The organism is Saccharopolyspora oryzae, assembly GCF_027853915.1.
GTDB classification, from domain to species: domain Bacteria; phylum Actinomycetota; class Actinomycetes; order Mycobacteriales; family Pseudonocardiaceae; genus Saccharopolyspora; species Saccharopolyspora oryzae.
On sequence record NZ_JAQGLA010000001.1, the window covers coordinates 43,857 to 62,075 of the forward strand.

Annotated in this window: 17 protein-coding genes; 5 read left to right on the forward strand and 12 right to left on the reverse strand. The window is 70.7% G+C overall.

Translation table 11 applies throughout. From position 1 onward, the window contains the following. Positions 1 to 21: 21 nt before the first annotated feature. Positions 22 to 1,497, reverse strand: a complete 1,476-nt coding sequence (locus OU415_RS00230; RefSeq protein ID WP_270946404.1) for a mannitol dehydrogenase family protein — start codon at positions 1,495 to 1,497, stop codon at positions 22 to 24. A 150-nt stretch (positions 1,498 to 1,647) separates the two neighbouring features. Between OU415_RS00230 and OU415_RS00235 the strand changes: the two genes are divergently transcribed. Continuing rightward, positions 1,648 to 2,439 carry an IclR family transcriptional regulator gene (locus OU415_RS00235; RefSeq protein ID WP_270946405.1) on the forward strand — a complete coding sequence of 264 codons (792 nt, stop codon included), beginning with the start codon at positions 1,648 to 1,650 and terminating at the stop codon, positions 2,437 to 2,439. A 167-nt stretch (positions 2,440 to 2,606) separates the two neighbouring features. Here OU415_RS00235 and OU415_RS00240 read toward each other — a convergent pair whose 3' ends face one another. Genes OU415_RS00240 through OU415_RS00290 form a run of 11 tightly spaced genes read right to left on the reverse strand, consistent with a single transcriptional unit; the run spans position 2,607 to position 14,139 of the window. Beyond that, the gene (locus OU415_RS00240) at positions 2,607 to 3,155 is read right to left on the reverse strand and encodes a GNAT family N-acetyltransferase (RefSeq protein ID WP_270946406.1); all 549 of its coding nucleotides are present in this window, start codon (positions 3,153 to 3,155) and stop codon (positions 2,607 to 2,609) included. A gap of 54 nt (positions 3,156 to 3,209) precedes the next feature. Further along, positions 3,210 to 4,694 (reverse strand): ABC transporter ATP-binding protein, encoded by a 1,485-nt coding sequence (locus tag OU415_RS00245; protein WP_270946407.1) that lies wholly within the window; start codon positions 4,692 to 4,694, stop codon positions 3,210 to 3,212. Beyond that, on the reverse strand, positions 4,691 to 5,488 hold the full coding sequence (locus OU415_RS00250) for an ABC transporter permease (RefSeq protein WP_270946408.1): 798 nt from the start codon (positions 5,486 to 5,488) through the stop codon (positions 4,691 to 4,693). Before OU415_RS00250 ends, OU415_RS00245 begins: the two co-directional genes overlap by 4 nt. Then, positions 5,485 to 6,423: an ABC transporter permease gene (locus OU415_RS00255; RefSeq protein WP_270946409.1), complete on the reverse strand. Its 939-nt coding sequence runs from the start codon at positions 6,421 to 6,423 to the stop codon at positions 5,485 to 5,487. The genes OU415_RS00250 and OU415_RS00255 overlap by 4 nt, the downstream gene beginning before the upstream one ends. Next, positions 6,420 to 7,961 (reverse strand): ABC transporter substrate-binding protein, encoded by a 1,542-nt coding sequence (locus OU415_RS00260; RefSeq protein ID WP_270946410.1) that lies wholly within the window; start codon positions 7,959 to 7,961, stop codon positions 6,420 to 6,422. The genes OU415_RS00255 and OU415_RS00260 overlap by 4 nt, the downstream gene beginning before the upstream one ends. Before the next feature lie 27 nt (positions 7,962 to 7,988). Continuing rightward, positions 7,989 to 8,768: a class I SAM-dependent methyltransferase gene (locus tag OU415_RS00265; RefSeq protein ID WP_270946411.1), complete on the reverse strand. Its 780-nt coding sequence runs from the start codon at positions 8,766 to 8,768 to the stop codon at positions 7,989 to 7,991. Then, on the reverse strand, positions 8,747 to 10,027 hold the full coding sequence (locus tag OU415_RS00270) for an MFS transporter (RefSeq protein ID WP_270946413.1): 1,281 nt from the start codon (positions 10,025 to 10,027) through the stop codon (positions 8,747 to 8,749). The genes OU415_RS00265 and OU415_RS00270 overlap by 22 nt, the downstream gene beginning before the upstream one ends. Beyond that, on the reverse strand, positions 10,024 to 11,034 hold the full coding sequence (locus OU415_RS00275; RefSeq protein ID WP_270946414.1) for a dipeptide epimerase: 1,011 nt from the start codon (positions 11,032 to 11,034) through the stop codon (positions 10,024 to 10,026). The genes OU415_RS00270 and OU415_RS00275 overlap by 4 nt, the downstream gene beginning before the upstream one ends. Continuing rightward, on the reverse strand, positions 11,031 to 12,080 hold the full coding sequence (locus tag OU415_RS00280) for a PLP-dependent cysteine synthase family protein (protein WP_270946415.1): 1,050 nt from the start codon (positions 12,078 to 12,080) through the stop codon (positions 11,031 to 11,033). The genes OU415_RS00275 and OU415_RS00280 overlap by 4 nt, the downstream gene beginning before the upstream one ends. Next, complete coding sequence (locus tag OU415_RS00285; RefSeq protein ID WP_270946416.1) at positions 12,077 to 12,883, reverse strand: Rossmann-like domain-containing protein; 807 nt, start codon at positions 12,881 to 12,883, stop codon at positions 12,077 to 12,079. The genes OU415_RS00280 and OU415_RS00285 overlap by 4 nt, the downstream gene beginning before the upstream one ends. After that, complete coding sequence (locus OU415_RS00290; RefSeq protein WP_270946417.1) at positions 12,880 to 14,139, reverse strand: ATP-grasp domain-containing protein; 1,260 nt, start codon at positions 14,137 to 14,139, stop codon at positions 12,880 to 12,882. The genes OU415_RS00285 and OU415_RS00290 overlap by 4 nt, the downstream gene beginning before the upstream one ends. A 101-nt stretch (positions 14,140 to 14,240) precedes the next feature. Between OU415_RS00290 and OU415_RS00295 the strand changes: the two genes are divergently transcribed. The 4 genes from OU415_RS00295 (at position 14,241) to OU415_RS00310 (ending at position 18,179) form a co-directional block, all read left to right on the forward strand. After that, entirely contained in the window at positions 14,241 to 15,674 is a 1,434-nt protein-coding gene (locus tag OU415_RS00295; protein ID WP_270946418.1) for an alpha/beta hydrolase, read from the forward strand. Between the two features lie 96 nt (positions 15,675 to 15,770). After that, positions 15,771 to 16,106 carry a YciI family protein gene (locus tag OU415_RS00300; protein ID WP_270946419.1) on the forward strand — a complete coding sequence of 112 codons (336 nt, stop codon included), beginning with the start codon at positions 15,771 to 15,773 and terminating at the stop codon, positions 16,104 to 16,106. Further along, positions 16,103 to 17,314, forward strand: coding sequence for an RNA polymerase sigma factor (locus OU415_RS00305; RefSeq protein WP_270946420.1), 1,212 nt, complete (start codon positions 16,103 to 16,105; stop codon positions 17,312 to 17,314). Before OU415_RS00300 ends, OU415_RS00305 begins: the two co-directional genes overlap by 4 nt. An 82-nt stretch (positions 17,315 to 17,396) precedes the next feature. Beyond that, entirely contained in the window at positions 17,397 to 18,179 is a 783-nt protein-coding gene (locus OU415_RS00310) for a DUF899 domain-containing protein (protein ID WP_270946421.1), read from the forward strand. Positions 18,180 to 18,219: the final 40 nt, after the last annotated feature.

Genomic DNA, 18,219 nt, shown 5'->3' on the forward strand with positions numbered 1-18,219 from the left:
CAGGAGGTCGGCGGGGGATGCTCAGCGGGAGGCGGCGACGTCGGCGGCCGCGGCGCGCACACCGCCGCGGATGATGAGGGTGAGCAGGTCGGCGACCCTGGCGGTGAAGGCATCCTGCTCGGCGAGGGCGTCCGGGAAGAATCCGCCGTTCATGATGCGGCGCACGTGGTCGGGAACGGTCACAGCGCCGTCGACGGCGGCGGCGAGCCGGTCGCGGGCGGGTTCGACGATGCGCTCGGCGAGCGGATCCGGGGTGAAGCCCGTCGGCGGGGCGACGCACGCGATCCACGCGGCGGTGCACAGCGCGAGGTGGTGCGGCATGTCGCCGCGCCGGAGGTGGAGCAGCGCCGCGTCGGGGATGCGCTGGAGGAGCTTGACGGATCCGTCGGTGCCCACCTGGGTGGTCGCGTGCCCGATGCGCGGGTTGCGCCACCGGGCGTCCAATTCGGACACGTACGCGCCGGCGTCGAATCCGGTGGGCGGGGTGAACGTCGGGAGGTAGTCGTCGGTGATCCCGTTCAGGACCGCCTCGCGCACGAAGTCCTGTCCCCACGCGACGTCGATCGTCGGCGCGCCGGAGAGGATTCCGAGGTAGGCGATGAGCGAGTGCGATCCGTTGAGCAGGCGCAGCTTGACCATCTCGTACGCCTCGAGCTCGTTCGAGAACGTCGCGCCGGCCAGATCCCAGGCGGGACGGCCGCCCGCGAAGTCGTCCTCGAGAACCCACATGGTGAAGTCCTCGGCGGGGACGGGACACAGGTCTTCGACGCCGAGCAGATCCGCGACGAGACGTGAGTGCTCGTCGGTCGTCTTCGGCACGATGCGGTCGACCATCGCGTTCGGGAACGACACCGACGAGGACACGAAGGACAGCACGTCCTCGCTCACGCCTGCCGCCTGCAGGAACTCCTCGACCACGGCGCGCGTGACATCGCCGGAGGACTGGAGGTTGTCGCAGGACAGGACGGCGAACGGCTCACCCGAGGCGGCGCGCTTCTCGAGACCGCGGGCGATCATGCCCACCGCGGTGCGCGGCGTCGAGCCTGCCGGGAGGTCCGCGGCGACGTCGGGGTCGTCGAGCGCCAGCTTGCCGGTCGCGGGGTCGCGCGTGTAGCCGACCTCGGAGACGGTGAGCGTGACGATGCGGTGCGCCGGATCCGCGATCGCGTCCACGACCGCGGCGGGGTCCTGGGCGGCTACGCCGGTGTTGCGGTGGACATCGACCACGCCGGCCTCGACGCCGTGTTCGGAGAGCTGGAGGATCGAGTAGACGTTGTCCTGGGCTCGCATCGGAGCTACGACCCGCTCCGACGAGTGCGCGAAGCCGCGGATGCCCCAGTCGCCACCGGCGGCGGCCATCGCCTGCGCGGTGTAGACCGCGCCGTGCGCGCGATGGAAGTTGCCGAGGCCGAGGTGGACGATTCCCGTCCGGTCCGGGGCGGACGCTCCGAGGAGCGATCCCGCGGGCACGCTCTTCCGGCCCAGTGGCTGTGTCATGACGTCTTCGTCCTTCCACGACGTACGGGCTGTGGTCCAGCGCTGCCGCGCATTGCGTTTCACATTGCGAACCGACCGTTTTGTATGTTGGACCATAAGCTAGACTCGCGTTGAGCGAGATGCAATATCGACCGGGACGACAATGGAGCCATGGAGACCGAACCCACATCGGAGACGCCGCCCGTCACGAGCCTCGACCGCGCACTCGTCGTGCTCGAGACGGTTGCGACAGCGGGCCCCGAGGGACTCGCGCTCGGCGAGATCGCGGCACGCACGGGGATCAACAAGGGGTCGGTCCACCGGCTGCTCCGCGGCCTCGCGCACCGCGAATACGTGGCGCGCGACGGCGAAGACCGCAACTACGTCCTCGGCGAGGCGCTCCGGCGGATCGTGCGGACCTTCGGTGCGGACGACAACCTGCCGCTGCTGTTCCGGCCGCTGCTGCTCGAACTGTCGCGCCGGACGGAGGAACTCGTCCACCTCGGAGTGCTCGACGGACGCCGCGTCGTCTACCTCGACAAGATCGAGCCGGAGCGCTCCGTCCGCGTGTGGTCGCGTGTCGGTCGACGCGCGCACATCGCGAGCACGGCGCTCGGACGCGCGCTCATCGCCGCGGCTCCCCCGAACGACTCGCTCCTGACCAGCTACGCCGAGGAAGCCGACCCAGACCACGAGCACCCCGCGCTCGGCGACCGGTTCCGCGACGCGGTGAACACCGCGCGCAGGCGAGGATGGGCGATCGAGAACCAGGAGAACGAAGCCGGGATCGCCTGCGTCAGCATCGCCCTCACGTCCACGACCTCGCAGGACGTCGCGATCAGCGTTACCGGCCCCGCCGAGCGCATGACCACCGATCGCCTCGCCGAGATCGGCGCCCTGCTCCGCGAACTCGCCGCCGACCTCGCCCCGGAGGAGTACACCCTCATGCCGACAGCGGAGTGACCGAGCGCGGAACGCCTCGCGGCTTCAACGGCCGCCTATCGCGTCGAGCCGTAGCGCCTGGTTCCCAGTACTGCTCACCCAGATCGGGCTACGGGACCCCGATGACCGGCGAAAGCATCGCGACGGCTCGCTGATCCGATCCCCCACACCTCCCACGGGCGCAGGGATCAGGGGATGGGGATTTCGTAGTGGACCGCGGGGCTGTGGCCGGGGTCGGTTCGGCCGTCGTGGATTTGCTTCGCGACGCTGTTCCAGAACGGTTCGGCGCCGGCGATGTCGGCGTTGGTGTGCAGGTAGATCGTGTCGTAGCCCGGGGTCACCGCGACGAAGCGGCAGGCCATGTCGACCAGCTCGCGAGCCAGGCCGTTGCGGCGGTGCTCAGCGCGGATGTAGACGCGGAAGATCTGGGCCGTCGTGTCCGAGGGGTAGCGCTCGGCCAGCCAGGGGGCGTGCGGCGGGCTCTTCGGCCCGTCCGCTCGCACCGCGGTGGTGCCCACGATCTCGTCGTCCAGCGCGGCCACGAACAGCGCCTGGCGGGGGTGGGAGAAGTAGACGCCGTCCATGTCGATGACGTCTGCGTGCCATTGGGGCCGGTAACCGTGGCCGAAGACGTGGTAGAAGGTGTCGAGGATGACCGACCGCGCGCCGTCGGCATCGGCTGGTCCGGCTTCGCGGATCACGTACTGACCGACCCTGCGCTCTTCGAGTTTCGCCACGGTTACCTCCCTCGTCGGAATCGTTGTTGAAAATCATATTCAATTAGTCTGCGGCTATATTTCCTGACCTGCAGTTTTCGGCGAGGAGGCCTGAACCAGCGCACGGGTGGCCGGGTGGTTCGGCGAGTCGAGCACCTCGCCGGCGCGGCCGTGCTCCACCACCCGCCCCTCGTCGAAGACGAGCACCCGGTGCGACAGGGCGGCCACCGCGGGCAGGTCGTGGGTGATCATCAGCAGCGCGCAGCCGGTGTTGCTCTGCAGCTCGGCGAGGTTCCCCAGCAGGTCGTCGCGGCGGCGTGCGTCGAGGCCAGAGGTGATCTCGTCGCAGATCAGCACGTCCGGCCCGGCGAGCATGGCCCGCACCAGAGCTGCCCTCTGCAACTCACCGCCGGACAACCCCGAGGCCCGCCGCATGGCGCTGGACTCGGGCAGCCCCAGCGCGGCGAGCTCGTCGGCCGCGCGGGCGCGCGCCTCGGTCCGGTCGAGCCCGCGCAGCCGCTCTGCCGTGCGCGCGACCTGGTGCAGCACTGGGGTGAACTCGCTGAACGACGCGCGGGCATCCTGGAAGACGTATTGCACCCGCGCCAGCTGCTCTCTTGACCGGCGCCGCAGCACCGGTGACAGCGACTGGCCGTCGAGCAGGATCTCTCCGCTGCGGAAGCGGTGCAGCCCTGCGATGCACCGCGCCAGGGTCGTCTTGCCGCTACCGGAACGTCCCAGCACCGCCACCCGCTCCCCTGGAGCGACTTCGAGGTCGACGTCGTGCAAGGTGTCGCCGTCGCGGTGTCCGGCGCGCAGCCCGCGCACCCGCAGCACCGGGTCGGCGGCCTGCCGTTCCTGCGGTTCCACCGGTTCCGGCCGGATGGGCGAGTCCACATCGGACTCCGCCAGCCGGCCTTCCTCGATGACCAGCACCCGGTCGGCGATCTCGCGAACCAGGTCGAGGTCGTGGGTGAGCAGCAGGATCGCGATGCCCTGCTCCGCCACCGCACGCAGCTCGGTGGCCAGCTGAGCGCGGATCACCGGGTCCTGACCGGTGGTCGGCTCGTCGGCGATGAGCACCCCGGGCCGTCCGATCAGGGCTTGGGCGAGCACCACCCGCTGCTGCTGCCCGCCGGAGAGCTGGTGCGGGAAGCGCCGCAGGTACCGCTGCCCGTCGGGCATCTGGGCCTGCCGCAACGCCTCCAGCACCCGCTCCCGCACCTGCGCCTTCGGCACGTGCAGCCGCGCGATCTCGGCGAGCACCGACCCCACGCGGCGCACCGGGTTCAGGGCCGCTGAGGGCTGCTGCGGGATGTAGCCGACGGTTCCGGGGCCGAACGACGAATCCACAGTGGATCCCTCGATCCGCACGCTGCCCGAAACCGCGATTCCGCCGGAGGTTTCGCCGAGCAGCACGCGGGCCAGCGTGGTCTTGCCGCTGCCGGACTCGCCGACCAGCGCGGTGATCTGCCCGGCCTGCAGGGTGAATGACGCCGCCGAGAGCAGCGTCCGATCTCCTGCGGTGATGGTCACGTCGTGTGCGACGACTGCGGTCACCGGGCCTCCAAGAAGTTCACGTCGCGATTGCGCAACCAGCGGTCGAACAGCAGGTTCACGCCGACCGACAGCACCACGACCAGCACTGCGGGCACCACCACCGCCCAGGGCTGCAGGAACAGCCCGGAACGGTTGCGGTCGACCATCGCCGCCCAGTCGCTGGCGCCGGGGGCGACCCCGACGCCGAGGAAGCTCGCCGAAGCGGCCAGGTAGATCGCCCCGGTCAGCCGGGTCCCCAGGTCGGCGGCGAGAGTTCGGCGCATCGCCCGCGCCACGTAGCTCACCGCGATCCGCGCGCGGTGCTCGCCCTGCAGGCGCATCGCCTCCACCGCGGGCCTGGTCGACAACGACAGCGCGGCGGCGCGGCTGATGCGCACCACGTCCGGAAGGTTGATCAGCACCACGACCCCGACCAGCACCCACATGTTCCCCGGTGCCAGGGCGGCCAGCAGCAGCAACATCAGCATCGAGGGCAGGGCCAGCAGCACGTCGAGCGGCCGCATCAGCACCTCGTCGAGCAGCCGGCTGCGGGTCATGCCCGCCACCAGGCCCATCGGCACGGCCAGCAGGTACGTGCAGGCGGTGGCGGTCAGGGCTGTGATCACCAGGGACCGGCCGCCGAGCAGCACCTCGTTGGCCACGTCGCGGCCGAGGAAGTCGGTGCCGAACAGGTGACCACCGCCGAGCAGGAAGGCCACGTCCTTGGTGGTGTCCTCGGATGCCAGCAGCGGCCCGAGCAGCGCCAGCACGACCGGCACCGCCACCAGCGCCCCCGGAAGCAGGTACTTGATCACCGGCCGACCTCCGAAGCCGGGGACAGGACGCGGGCAGCGATGTCCGCGCCGAGGTTGACCAGCACCGTCGTGCAGGCGAACACCAGGGCCAGCCCCTGCACCACCGGCAGATCGCGTGCCGAGACCGCGTCCAGCAACGCGGTGCCCAGCCCCGGCACGACGAAGATCGCTTCGACCACGATCACCCCGCCGAGCAGCCAGTCGGCGGTGCGCGCCAGCTGCTGCACCGCCGGAACGGCCGCGTTGGGCAGCACGTGGCAGAAGCGGATGCGCGCCGGCGAGAGCCCGAGCCGACGGACGTGCTGGACGTGGGGCGAACGCTGGGCATCGATCACACCGGCCCGGACGAGCCTGCTCAGCGAGCAGATCGGCCGCAGCAGCAGGACCAGCACCGGCAGCACCAGCAGTGCGGGGTCGGCGATCAGGGAGCCGCCGATGGCCGTCGGCGGGAACCAGCCCAGCTGCACCGCGAACACGGTGACCAGCAGGATCGCCATCGCGAACTCCGGTGCGGCGTAGAGCCCCAGCGTGGTGCTGGTGATCGCCCGGTCCACCCGGCCACCCTCGCGGTGCGCGGCCAGCATGCCCAGACCGGTCGACAGCGGCACCAGCAGCGCCAGCGCCAGACCGGCCAGCAGCGAGCTCGGCCCGATGGCGGCGCCGATCACCTCGACCACCGACCGCGGCCCCACCAGCGAGGTGCCGAGATCGCCCTGCGATGCGGCGACCAGCCAGTCGGCGAAGCGTTCCCACACCGGCCGGTCCAGTCCGAGCTGCTCGCGCAGGCCGGCGATGACGGCCGGGTCGGGGTAGTCGCCCGCGATGGTCACCGCCGCATCACCCGGCAACGCTTCGGTGAGCGCGAACACCCCGACCGCGACCAGCAGCACCTGCAACACGCCGAGCAGCAGTCGGCGCGCCACGTAACCGATCACGCCAACCACACCTTGTCGAAGCGGGCCCAGTTGAGCGTGTTGGCCGGCGACGCGTCGTCGATGCCGCCCACGTTGGGGGCCGAGCCGACGATCCAGTCCGACACTCCCCACCAGACGAAACCGCCCTCCTCGAACAACTGGCGCTGCATCCGCGCGTAGATCTCGGCACGCCCACGTTCGTCCAGAGTGGACTGGGCGGTGTTGTAGAGCGCGTCGAACTCCGGCCGCCGCCACGCCGTGTTGTTGGTGGTGGAGGTGGTCAGCAGCCGCTGCGAGAAGTGCGAGTCCAGCGGCATCCCGCCCGAGCGGTAGCTCGCGAGCACGCTGTTCTTGGCGATGTCGGACCAGTACGTGTCCTTGTTGCCCAGGCGCACGTTGAGGTTGAGCCCGATCTGGCGGGCCTGGTCGCTGATGGCCAGCGCGGCCTCCTTGAGCCCGGTGGAGGCATCGGAGGTGTCGAAGTCGATGGTCATGCCCTCGGCACCGGCCTTGCGCACCAGGTCCCGGGCCCGGTTCAGGTCCTGCTTGCGCTGCGGCATCTCGGCGTAGTAGCGGTAGCCCTGGCCGTAGACGTCGTTGCCGACCTGGCCGGATCCCTGCAGCACCGAGCGGACCAGTTCCTCGCGGTCGATGAGGTGGAACATCGCCTCGCGCAGCTCCGGCCGGTCGAACGGCGGCCGGTCCACCTTCATCGCCAGGCCGTGGAAGTTGCTCCGCGGCAGCCGCAGCACCCGGATCTGGCCGCCTGCCTCGTAAGTGCGGGCACTGGTGAGCGTGAGGTCGTTGGCGTACTCGACCTGCTTGCCCAACAGGGCGTTGACCCGCGCCGCCTCGTCGTTGGTGACCACGATCTCCAGCTCGTCGAGCAGCGGCGCGCCGTCGAAGTAGTCCGGGTTGCGCTCGCCGAGGAAGGCCCGTCCCGGCTCGAAGGACTTCAGCTTGAACGGCCCCGAGCCGACCGGCCGGGCGAAGTCGGTGGTGCCCTCCGGGATGATGTAGGCGCCGAGCGTGGCCAGCGCGTTCGGGAACTCCGCGTAAGGCCGCTTGAGCCGGAACTCGATGGTGCGGTCGTCGACCGCGCGGCTGCCGGGTAAGTCGATCACCGACAGGCTGGACTTGGCCCGCCGGCTGCTGCCGGGCTCGGTGATGCGCGCGTAGCTGTGGAGCACGTCGGCGGCCCGCACCGGGCGGCCGTCGTGGAAAGCGGCCTGCCGCAGGGTGATCCGCCAGGTCAGCAGATCGGCGGCGGGCTCCCAGCGTTCGGCCAGGCGCGGCTGCGGGGACATGTCGTTGCCGTAGTCGGCGAGCTTGTCGAACAGCGCCTTGGCGCGGGCGATCTCGACGTAGAGGTCGCAGTCGTGCGGGTCGAGCACCTCGGCGGAACCACCACCGGCGAAGGCGGCGCGCAGCCGGCCACCGCGCTGCGGCGCACCCACCGCGGGCGCACCGCTCGGGGAGCAGCCCGCCAGCAGGGTGCCGGTCGAGACAGCCCCCGCCGCGGCCAGGCCGAGGAAGCGTCGTCTGTCGAGGTTGAACATGTTCGGTCTCCTAGCTGTTGGGGTCGGTCAGTCGATGCGGCGGGCTACCAGGTGGAGCCGGTCACCGGACATGCGCTCGGACAACTCGGCGTCGGCGCTCCACGGGGTGTCGGTGCGCGGTCCGGGCTCGTCGAAGAGCGCGAGCACCTCGAAACCGGTGCGCGCGGCGAAGTAGCGCAGTTCCTGCGGGAACAGCAGCCGCCAGGCGGAGCGCTGCACGAGCTCGTCATCACCGGGCAGCCGCCAGCAGCGCTCCCGGCGCAGCAGCTGCGCGGCGTGGTCGATCCACAGCCGGGTTCGGGAGCTGTACTGCTGGCCGTCGTAGCTCAGCGCGCGCTCGGCGACGCCGTCGAGCAGCTCGGTGTTGCCCAGGAAGAACGCCCCGTTGCGGGCCTCGGCGATGAGCAGTCCGCCGGGTCGCAGGTGGTCGTGGCAGCGGGTCAGGAACCCCTCGAGCTCGGAGTTGTCGTGGCAGTACAGCAGCGCGCTGTCCAGGCAGGTGATCACGTCGAATTCGCGCCGCAGGTCGAACGAGCGCATGTCGTCCACGACGAACTCGGCCCGCGGGCAGTGCTCGGCGGCGTGGGCGACCATCGCCGGTGAGCTGTCCAGCCCGGTGACCCGGTAGCCCTGCTCGCACCACCACCGCGCGTCGCGCCCGGTTCCGCAGCCCACGTCGAGCAGGTCGTCGCCGCCGCCGAACCGGCGGACCACGTCGTCGGCGAACCGGGCCGCCACGTGCTCGGGGTCGGGGAACCACGCCTCGTAGACGGCCGGGTTGTCGGTCAGGAAGTTGGCGTGTGCCACGAGGTCTCCTCATCCGTGGTGGGGCGGGGGCCGATTCCGCTGCGCCGGTGGACCACCAGCACGGCCAGGGCCGAGGACGCGCCGATGGCCACGCACAACACCGAGGGCAGCCACGGCAGATCGGTTCCGGCCAGATCGGTCACCCACCCGATCAGCGCGTTGCCACCGGCGGCGGTCACCCCGGAGGCCAGGTAGAACACGCCGAAGTAGGTGCCGGACAGGTCTTCGCGGCCGAAGGCGGGGATCAGCTCGTAGACGAACGGCTGGGCCAGCATCACGCCGACCGACAGCGCGAACGCGGTGACCAGCACCGGCGCCAGCCGCAACGCGGTCTCGCCCGGGGAGCTCGCCGGCTGGCCCGGCATCGCGGTCGCGGCGATCGCGGTGACCGCGAACCCGCCGCCCATCACGGCCAGTCCGGTGGAGATCGCACGCCCCCGGCTCCAGCGCCCATCGCACCAGCGCGTGATCCGCACCTGCAGCGCGAGGCTGGCCACCGTGGTCACCAAGAAGATCACCGACACCGAGATCGCAGTGCCGGTGAAGCTCTCGGCGAGCATCGGCAGCACCAGGTACAGCTGGTTCTGCAGCGCGAACAGTCCGGTCAACGCACCGGTGAACAGCACGAACCGCCGATCGGTGAGCACCTCGCGCCAGTCGGTGAGCACCGAGGTCCGCGGCCGCGGGACTCCGCGGGCCGGCAGCACCATGACCTGCGCGACCGTCAGCGCGGCGAAGATCAGCGCGGCTCCGATGGCCGAGGCCTGGAAGTCCACCAGCAGCAGCACGCTGCCCAGCAGCGGGCCGATCAGCATGCCGGTGTTGGCGAAGACGTTGAACAGCGAGAACATCTCCGCTCGCCGCTCACCGGCCTCGTGGCTGAGGTAGGAACGCACCGCCGGGTTGAACAACGCCCCGGCCAGTCCGGACAGCACCGAGGCCGCCAGCAGCACCGGCAACGAAGTGCCGAAGGCGAACAGGCCGAAACCCACCGAACGCAGCGCACAACCGGCGATGATCACGCCGCGCGCCCCGAGCCGGTCGGAGGCCGAACCGCCCAGCAGGAACAGGCCTTGCTGGCTGAGGTTGCGCACGCCGAGGACGACGCCGACCGCGGCGGCCGACAGGCCCAGATCCTTCCCCAGGTATCCGGCGAGGTACGGGATCAGCAGGTAGAAGGCCGTGTTCACGCCGAGCTGGTTGACCAGCAGCACCTGCACCGCCAGCGGGTAGCTGCGGAAGAGTCGTACCGTGGTCACGCGGGGCGCACCCCTAAGCCGGTGCGTCCGGCGATGCGCAGCAACCCGTTCTCCCCGCCCAGCCCGGTCCACGGGTCCTGGGCCAGCAGCAGGTGACCGTCGAGGTCCACCCAGCGCGCCATCCCGCACAGGTGCACGGCCGGCGCGATGCCCAACGAGCTGGCGACCTGGCAGCCCAGCATCACGTCGACGCCGAAACCCTCTGCGGTGTCGATGATCTCGCGAGCCGCGCGGATGCCGCCGCACTCGGGGAGCTTGATGTTGATCCCGTGCACCCGCGAGCCCAATCGGCGCACGTCCTCCGCGGTGCGCGCGTCCTCATCGGCGATCACCGGGATCGGCGAGGCCTCGGCGACCTCGGCAAGCAGGTCCGGAGTTCCCGGCGCGATGGGCTGTTCCACCGCGTCGATGTCGAATTCGGTTGCCGCGCACAGCATCCGCTTGGCCTCCTCGAACTCCCAGGCGCCGTTGGGGTCCAGCAGGATCCGGGCACCCGGGGCGGCTTCGCGAATGGCCGCCACCCGCGCGAGCTCATCGGCACCGGAACCGAGCTTGACCTTGAGCACCTGGAAGCCCTGCCCGACCAGCTCGGTGGCCGCCGCCACCGCCTGCTCTGCCGAGGTGATCCCGATCGTGCGCGCGGTCGGTACCGAACCCGGTGGTTCAGCCCCGACCAACTCGTGGACGGCGACGCCTTGCTTGCGCGCGAGAAGGTCGTGCAGCGCCGCGTCCAGTGCCGCGCGCACCCCCGGGGCGGCTTGTGGCAGGTCGGTGCGCAGTGCCTCCTCCGGGGTGAGCTCGGCCAGTTCCGCCTGCGCCTCGGCCAGTTCCGCTTGGATGCGTGGCACGTCGAGCCCGTAGTAGACGCTGGTGACGACCTCGCCGTGGCCGCGGTGGCCGTCGTGGTCGAGAGTCAGGGTCACCGCGTCGCGTTCGGCCATCACCGAGCGCGAGATCCGCAGCGGCTCGCGCAACGCCAAGCCGCTCGCCCGCCAGTCGAGCTTCACGCGGGCACCTCCACGTTCATCAGGGGATCGACGACCGTCCGGCAGCGCGTCCACCCGGTGGCCTCGACCTCCGGGTGCGCGACTTCCACCGGGCGGGTGGCGATCGGGGTGTCCAGCAGTCCCCGGGCCTGGCAGTAGTCGTCGTCGAAGACCGTGCCCAGGTAGCGGTGCGGGCCGTCGGGGAAGACGGTCACCACGTTGGCGCCGGGATCGACGCGTGCCGCCCACGCGGCGACCATGGCCACCGCGCCGGTGCTCCAGCCACCGGTGACGAACGCGTTGCGGGCCAGCGCCCGACAGGTGACCACCGCCTCGCCGGGGCCGACCCAGTGCACTTCGTCGAACTGCGGGTAGTCGACGTTGCGCGGGTGGATGCTGCTGCCCAGCCCGCGCATCAGCCGGGGCCGGGCGGGCTGGCCGAAGATCGTCGAACCCACGGTGTCCACACCGATCAGGCGCACCTGCGGCCAGCGCTTGCGCACCGCGCGGATCATCCCGGCGCTGTGCCCGCCGGAACCGACGCTGCACACCAGCACGTCCACCCGGTCGAGCTGACGGCAGATCTCCGCGCCCATCTCGGCGTATCCGGCGGGGTTGTCCGGGTTGTTGTACTGGTCCGGCCAGTAGGCGCCGGGCAGCGAGCGGCAGATCTCGTGCACGCGGTCCAGCCGCGCCTGCTGCCAGCCGCCTTCGGGATGCGGCTGGTCGACGATCTCCAGTCGCGCGCCGTGGGCGCGCAGGAGTGCCCGCATGCCGGGTTCGAGTTCCTCGTCGACGACCAGCACGACGGGATGTCCCAGCGCGTTGCCGGCGAAGGCCAGCCCGATGCCCAGCGTTCCGCTGGTGGACTCCACCACAGGGGCGCCGGGCAGCAGTTCACCTCGCCGGTGCGCGCCGCGCAGCATCGACAACGCGGCGCGGGCCTTCATGCCACCGGTGCTGAGGCATTCCAGCTTCGCCCAGAAACCGGGATGCGGTTGCGGGAGCGGTGCCGATACTCGGGCGAGCGGGGTGTCGCGGACCAGGTCGAGCAGGTCCGGGTTCATGCAGCATCCTCTCCGGGGTAGCGGTAGAGCGAACTCGGGCCGCCGTCGAGCCAGAAGAACGGGTACGGCTCGGCCGAGACGGCGGTGACTCCGGCGCCCAGGAAGCACGGCAGGATTCCGCTGCCGGTCTGGGCGAAGAACACCAGCGGCTTTCCGGTGGCGCGGGTGTGCTCCAGCAGCGGCTGGAAGGTGCCGTTGCCCAGCACCATCCCCGAGGCCAGCACCGCGTCGCATTCGGACAGCTCGGCCAAGGCGTCGGTGCGCACCGGTTCGCCCCACTCGGTCCGCCCGCCCTTGTAGTCGCAGGCCCGGTAGTCGACTCCGCGCTCGCGCAGGTGGTACAGCAGCGAGTTGACCACGCCGATCACCAGCACCCGCCGCACCGGCGGCAGCAGGTCGACCACGAGCTTGGCCCGGTGCAGCGACTTCTGCAGCGAGCTGCCGCGCCCGACGGCGACCTCCTCGGAGTGCCGGTGGTGCGGCCGCACCGACTGCAGGTAGCCGTCCAGCGCGGCGACGCGCACCGCAGCCGACGGGTGCCGCAGCAGCTCGGCGACCGGGGTGCCGACGCAGTCCAGCACGACGTCCTCGGCGAGCTCGCCGGGTTCCACCGCGCACGAACCCACGGCGTCGGCGACCCGCAGGCTCAGCACGTGGTTGCGGTAAGAGGTGTTGCGCGAGGCGTGCCGGACGCCTTGCTGGGTCAGGAACCCCACGCTCACCGCGGCATCAGCGATCTCCTCGCCGTAGTGTCCGTTGTGGACTTTCTCGATCAGGTCCGCCAGCGAGCGGGGCGCGCTCATCCGATCTCCTCGGCGTAGCGCACGTCCAGCCGCTCGACCAGCGACTCGGCGTGCGCACGCGCGGCACCCTGACGACCGCTGGTGACCATGACGTGGCCCAGGTAGTTGTTGTTGCTGGTCGCCGCACCCGCGTGATGTCCGGCGGGCTTGAGCCGGTAGTCGACCACCGCCGCGTCGCGCAGTGCCTCGGCACCGCGGATCTCCTCGATCGCGCCGGTCCGGGGCGGCAGCAGGAATGAGATCGCCGCACTGGCCGCTCCGGTGTCCACTGGGTCCAGTTCGGGCTTCTCCCCCAGCGCGACCTGCGCGTAGACCGCGGCCAGGTCGATGCCGGTGACCCGCCGGATGAGCTCGGTGATCTGGTTGCCTGCCGGGCGCGGATTGACCTCGACGATCTTCGGCCCGTCGGCGGCGAGCTTGAGCTCGGTGTGGCACACCGCGTTGTCCAGCCCCAGCGCCTCGACCGCGGCCACCGCCGTGTCGGACACTACGCGCTCGGTGTCCGCCTCCAGCGCGGCCGGGAACATGTGGCCGGTTTCGACGAACCACGGTGCGCCGGCGATGCTCTTGTCGGTCACACCGACGACCGTGGTCCGCCCGCCGAAGGTGACCGTCTCCACGCTCACCTCGGCACCGGTCAAAAGCTCCTCCAGCAGCACCACGGGACTGCGCTGCTGGCCTCGCGCGTTGACCGGAAATCCTTGCAGGGCCTCGAAAGCCTCGCGCAGCTCGTCGGCATCGCCGACCTTGCGCACGAACATCCCAGCGCACAGGTCCACCGGCTTGACCACCAGCGGGTAGCCCAGCGCCGCGGCACCTTCTTCGAGTCCGCGCAGCGTTTCGGCCAGCGCGAACGCCGGTCCGGGCACGCCGGCCTCGCGGAGCGTCCGTCGGGTGCGGTCCTTGGCGCAGGCCGCCTCGACCGCCTCCGGCGGCGGGCCGGGAAGGCCCAGCCGCTCGGCCAGCCTCGCGGCGGTGGCCAGGTAGTAGTCGCACGAGGTCGCGACGCCGTCGAAGTTCAGCACCGGCTGCAGCCGCTCCAGGTGCGGCAGCAGCACGTCGGGATCGTTGGTCTCGACGGTCAGCACGTTGTCGGCGCCCAGCAGCGGGTGTGCCCCGGGGACCGGCGCCGAACGCAGGTAGTGCTGCAGATCCCGGGTCACGAAGCTGAACCGGTGGCCGCCCTCGCGGATCGCTCTGGGAAGCAACGTGCTCATCGCGCCGACCCAGCTCTCCACCAACAACAGGTGCCCCACCACGACTCCAATCCGACCGTTTACACGCAACGGTCGGTGATGATAATCGTTTTCAACAAGGTGCTCAACCCGCCATCCAGTGAAGGTGGATGTGACTCAACGTGAACAAGAAGATGTCTGCGGCGGCGGCCGCGGTGCTCGCCGTTCCCCTGCTCAGCGCCGTGCCCGCGAGCGCGGAACCACTGGTCTTCGGGCCCTGCCCGTTCGAAGGTGCCGAGTGCGCCGAGCTCTCCGTACCACTGGAGGCCCGCGAACCCGACGGCGAGGAGATCCTGATTTCGGTGTCACGCGTTCGGGCCACCGGCACCCGGGAGGAGTACCGCGGGGCCCTGCTGGTCAATCCGGGCGGACCGGGCGGCTCCGGGCTGGAGTACTCGGTGAGCAAGGGCAAGAAGCTGCCCCAGCAGGTGCGTCGGTCCTACGACATCATCGGCTTCGACCCGCGCGGAGTGGGGCGAAGCGCCCCGCTGGACTGCGGCGAGCTCGGTGGGCTGTTCAATCATCCTGCGCCACAACCAGTTCCGGCGGACTCCGCGCAGGAACGCGCCCACCTGGACCGATTAGCCGACATGGCGCAAGACTGCCTGCGGCACAACCCGGACGCAGCGGCGATGAACACCATGAACACCGCGCGCGACGTGGACCGCATCCGGGAGGCCCTCGGTGAGCCGAAGCTGAACTTCCTCGGGGTCTCCTACGGCAGCTACCTGGGCGCGGCCTACGCGGCCGAGTTCCCCGAGCGGATCGGCCGGATGGTGCTCGACAGCGTGGTCAGCCCGGACCGCTGGCACGACTTCGACGTGCAGCAGGCCCACGCGATGCTGCGGCAGCGCGACGTGCTGTTCGACTGGATCGCCGCCCACCCCGAACTGGACCTGGGCGCTACCCGCGACCAGGTCCGCGACACCTACACCCGGGCGCGCACCAGCCTGGCCGAAACGCCGGCCCGCGGCACCTTCGGCGCGGCGGAGTTCGACAACCTCGTCTACAAAACCCTTTCGCGCACCGAACGCTGGCGGCCGTTCGCCGAGGCGTTGGCCGCGTACGTGAACTCGGGCAACGCCGACGGCCTGGAGCCCGCACTGCCCGGAACCGACGCCGAATCACGCAACTACGAAGCCGCACTGCGCACCGTGAAGTGCAACGACAGCACGCGGCCGAGCCGCGCGGAGGTCATCGGCGACATCCGCGAGCTGCGCGAAACCGACCCGCAGCCGATCCTCACCGGACTCGAGGGGACCACCTGCGCCTTCTGGGACAGGCCCCGGGAAACCGCACGATTCGGCAGCTCCGGCATGCCCCCGATCCTGCTCACGCAAGCCGAGCACGACCCCACCACGCCGTACGAAGGCGCCACCCGCATGCAGGCCGAACTCCCGGGTTCCCGCATGATCACGGCTCAGGACAGCTACTCCCACGGCCTCTTCGCCAGCCAGCGGATCGCCTGCGTGGACGATGCGACAGCCGCCTACCTGGTCGACGGCCGCCTCCCGAACCAGGACCTGCGCTGCCCGGGCCCCGGCCTTCCCGAATGAGCACCCCACCGCCCACGACGAACGGAACTCGACCCGCGAAGCAGAAGGCAAGTCGGTCGGACACGCGGGCAGGTCGGAGTTGGCAGAATCGGCCTCGTGAAATACGTGCTGCTGATCTGCGATGACGAGACCGTCTCACCGAGCAACGAGGAAATCGAGGCGGATCCGGTGCACCAGGCGTGGGTGGCGGATCTGGAACGGCGTGGCGCCAGGCTCGTCGGTGCGCGGTTGCGTCCGGTGGTGGACGCGACCACGGTCCGGGTCCGCGACGGCGAGACCTTGGTTTCGGACGGACCGTTCGCCGAGACCAAGGACTTCGTCGGCGGTTTCGTGATCGTCGAATGCGCGGACCTGGACGAGGCGATCGAGATCGCCGCTGGACACCCGTACGCGCGCTGGGGCGGGGTCGAGATCCGCCCGGTCTGGGAATGACCGTGCCCGGCGACCAGGTTCGAGCGGCCGTCGAAGCCGCCTGCCGGGACGAGTGGAGCCAGGTCCTCGCGACGCTGATCGGGTTGACAGGAGACTGGGACCTGGCGGAGGACTGCACGCAGGACGCGTTCGCCGCCGCGCTGGCGAGGTGGCCGCGCGACGGTGTTCCGCGTCGGCCGGGCGCGTGGCTCACCACGGCGGCCCGCAACCGCGCGATCGACCGGCTGCGCCGCGACGCCGCCGGTGCGGCCAAGCTGCGCGAGCTCGCCGCGCTGGCCCGCGACCCGGACGAGCCGGTGGCGGAGGACGTTCCGGACGAGCGGCTGCGGCTGATCTTCACCTGCTGCCATCCGGCGCTGCCGTTCCCGGCCCGGGTCGCGCTCACCCTGCGCACGCTGGCCGGCCTGACCACCGCCGAGATCGCCCGAGCCTTCCTGACAGCCGAGTCCACGATGGCGCAGCGGCTGGTCCGCGCCAAGCGCAAGATCCAGGAAGCCGGCATCCCCTATCGGGTCCCGCCGGCCGAGCTCCTCCCACCGCGACTCGCCGCCGTCCTCGCCGTGCTCTACCTGATCTTCAACGAGGGCTACGACGAGCGGCGGCCCCTGACCGCCGAGGCCATCCGGCTGGCACGCGTTCTGGTCCGGCTGATGCCGTCCGAACCGGAGCCGCAAGGCCTTCTCGCGCTGATGCTGCTGCACGAGGCCCGGCGTGCGACGCGCACGGACGACGGCGTGCTGGTCACGCTGGAGAACCAGGACCGGTCCCGGTGGGACCAGGCGCTGATCGCCGAGGGAGTCGCGACGCTCGACGAGGCGCTGGCGACGCGGCGGCCAGGTCCCTACCAGGTCCAGGCCGCGATCGCGGCCTGCCACGCCACTGCGCCGGACGCGGCGAGCACGGACTGGCCGCAGATCGCGGCGCTTTACGCCGAGCTGGGCCGGTTGGCGCCGTCTCCGGTCGTAGACCTCAACCGCGCCGTCGCGGTCGCGATGGCGGACGGCATCCCGGCCGGTCTGGAGCTGGTCGACGAGCTGACGGCGTCGGGCCGGCTCGACGGGTACTACCTGTTGCCCGCGACCCGCGCCGACCTGCTCCGCCGAGCAGGCCGTTCCGCAGCGGCCAAGGAGGCGTACGAGCAGGCTCTGCAGCTGGCGCCGACCGAAGCCGAGCGCCGCTACCTCGCCAACCGCATCCAGGAGTTCTGAAAATTTCCGCGCCGCCGATGTCGATTCCGGGCGGCACTCCTCGTCGGTAGGTCGACAGTCCACCGCGACGAGGGAGAATCACATGACCATCGACCACCGGACCGGAACGCGTGAGGAGTGGCTCGCGTCCCGCAGGAAGCTGCTCGAGGCGGAGAAGGAACTCACGCGCCGCAGCGACGAACTGGCGCAACAGCGGCAGGAACTTCCGTGGGTCCCCGTCGACAAGGAGTACCGGTTCGACACCGACGACGGTGCCGCATCCCTGGCCGACCTCTTCCGCGGCCGCTCGCAGCTCCTGATCTACCACTTCATGTTCGGTCCCGACTGGGAGGCCGGGTGCCCGTCCTGCTCGGCGATCGCGGACGGCTTCAACGGCATCGTCACCCACCTGTTCAACCACGACGTCGCGTTGTCGGCCGTCTCGCGGGCTCCGCTGCCGAAGCTCCAGGCGTACAAGCAGCGGCTGGGCTGGAGCTTCCCCTGGGCCTCGTCGTTCCACAGCGACTTCAACGCCGACTTCAGCGTCTGGTTCACCGAGGAACAGCAGCGCGCGGGAGGTATCGAGTACAACTACCGGCGCGAGGCGGTGTTCGAGTGGCGCACCGGCCAGGAAGGTGGCGGCGAGAGCGCGGAAGCCCAGCTCGCCGACACGTGCGGAACCGACGTCGCCGACTACCACCGCGATAGGCCCGGCCTGAGCGCGTTCGTGCTCGATGACGGCGTCGTCTACCACACCTATTCGGCCTATGCGCGTGGGCTGGACGGCCTGTGGGGCATGTACCAGTGGCTCGACCGGGCGCCACGAGGCCGCAACGAGACCGGCGGCGTCTGGTGGCGCCGCAACGACGAGTACGTCAACGGGTAAGCGCACGACGAGAGAGGACGAACGGTGGAGGGGGAATCGC

Coding starts and splice junctions, on each gene's coding strand:
- OU415_RS00230 (WP_270946404.1), bottom strand. CDS start 1,497: ATGACACAGCCACTGGGCCGGAAGAGCGTGCCCGCGGGATCGCTCCTC.
- OU415_RS00235 (WP_270946405.1), top strand. CDS start 1,648: ATGGAGACCGAACCCACATCGGAGACGCCGCCCGTCACGAGCCTCGAC.
- OU415_RS00305 (WP_270946420.1), top strand. CDS start 16,103: ATGACCGTGCCCGGCGACCAGGTTCGAGCGGCCGTCGAAGCCGCCTGC.
- OU415_RS00310 (WP_270946421.1), top strand. CDS start 17,397: ATGACCATCGACCACCGGACCGGAACGCGTGAGGAGTGGCTCGCGTCC.
- OU415_RS00280 (WP_270946415.1), bottom strand. CDS start 12,080: ATGAACCCGGACCTGCTCGACCTGGTCCGCGACACCCCGCTCGCCCGA.
- OU415_RS00260 (WP_270946410.1), bottom strand. CDS start 7,961: ATGTTCAACCTCGACAGACGACGCTTCCTCGGCCTGGCCGCGGCGGGG.
- OU415_RS00285 (WP_270946416.1), bottom strand. CDS start 12,883: ATGAGCGCGCCCCGCTCGCTGGCGGACCTGATCGAGAAAGTCCACAAC.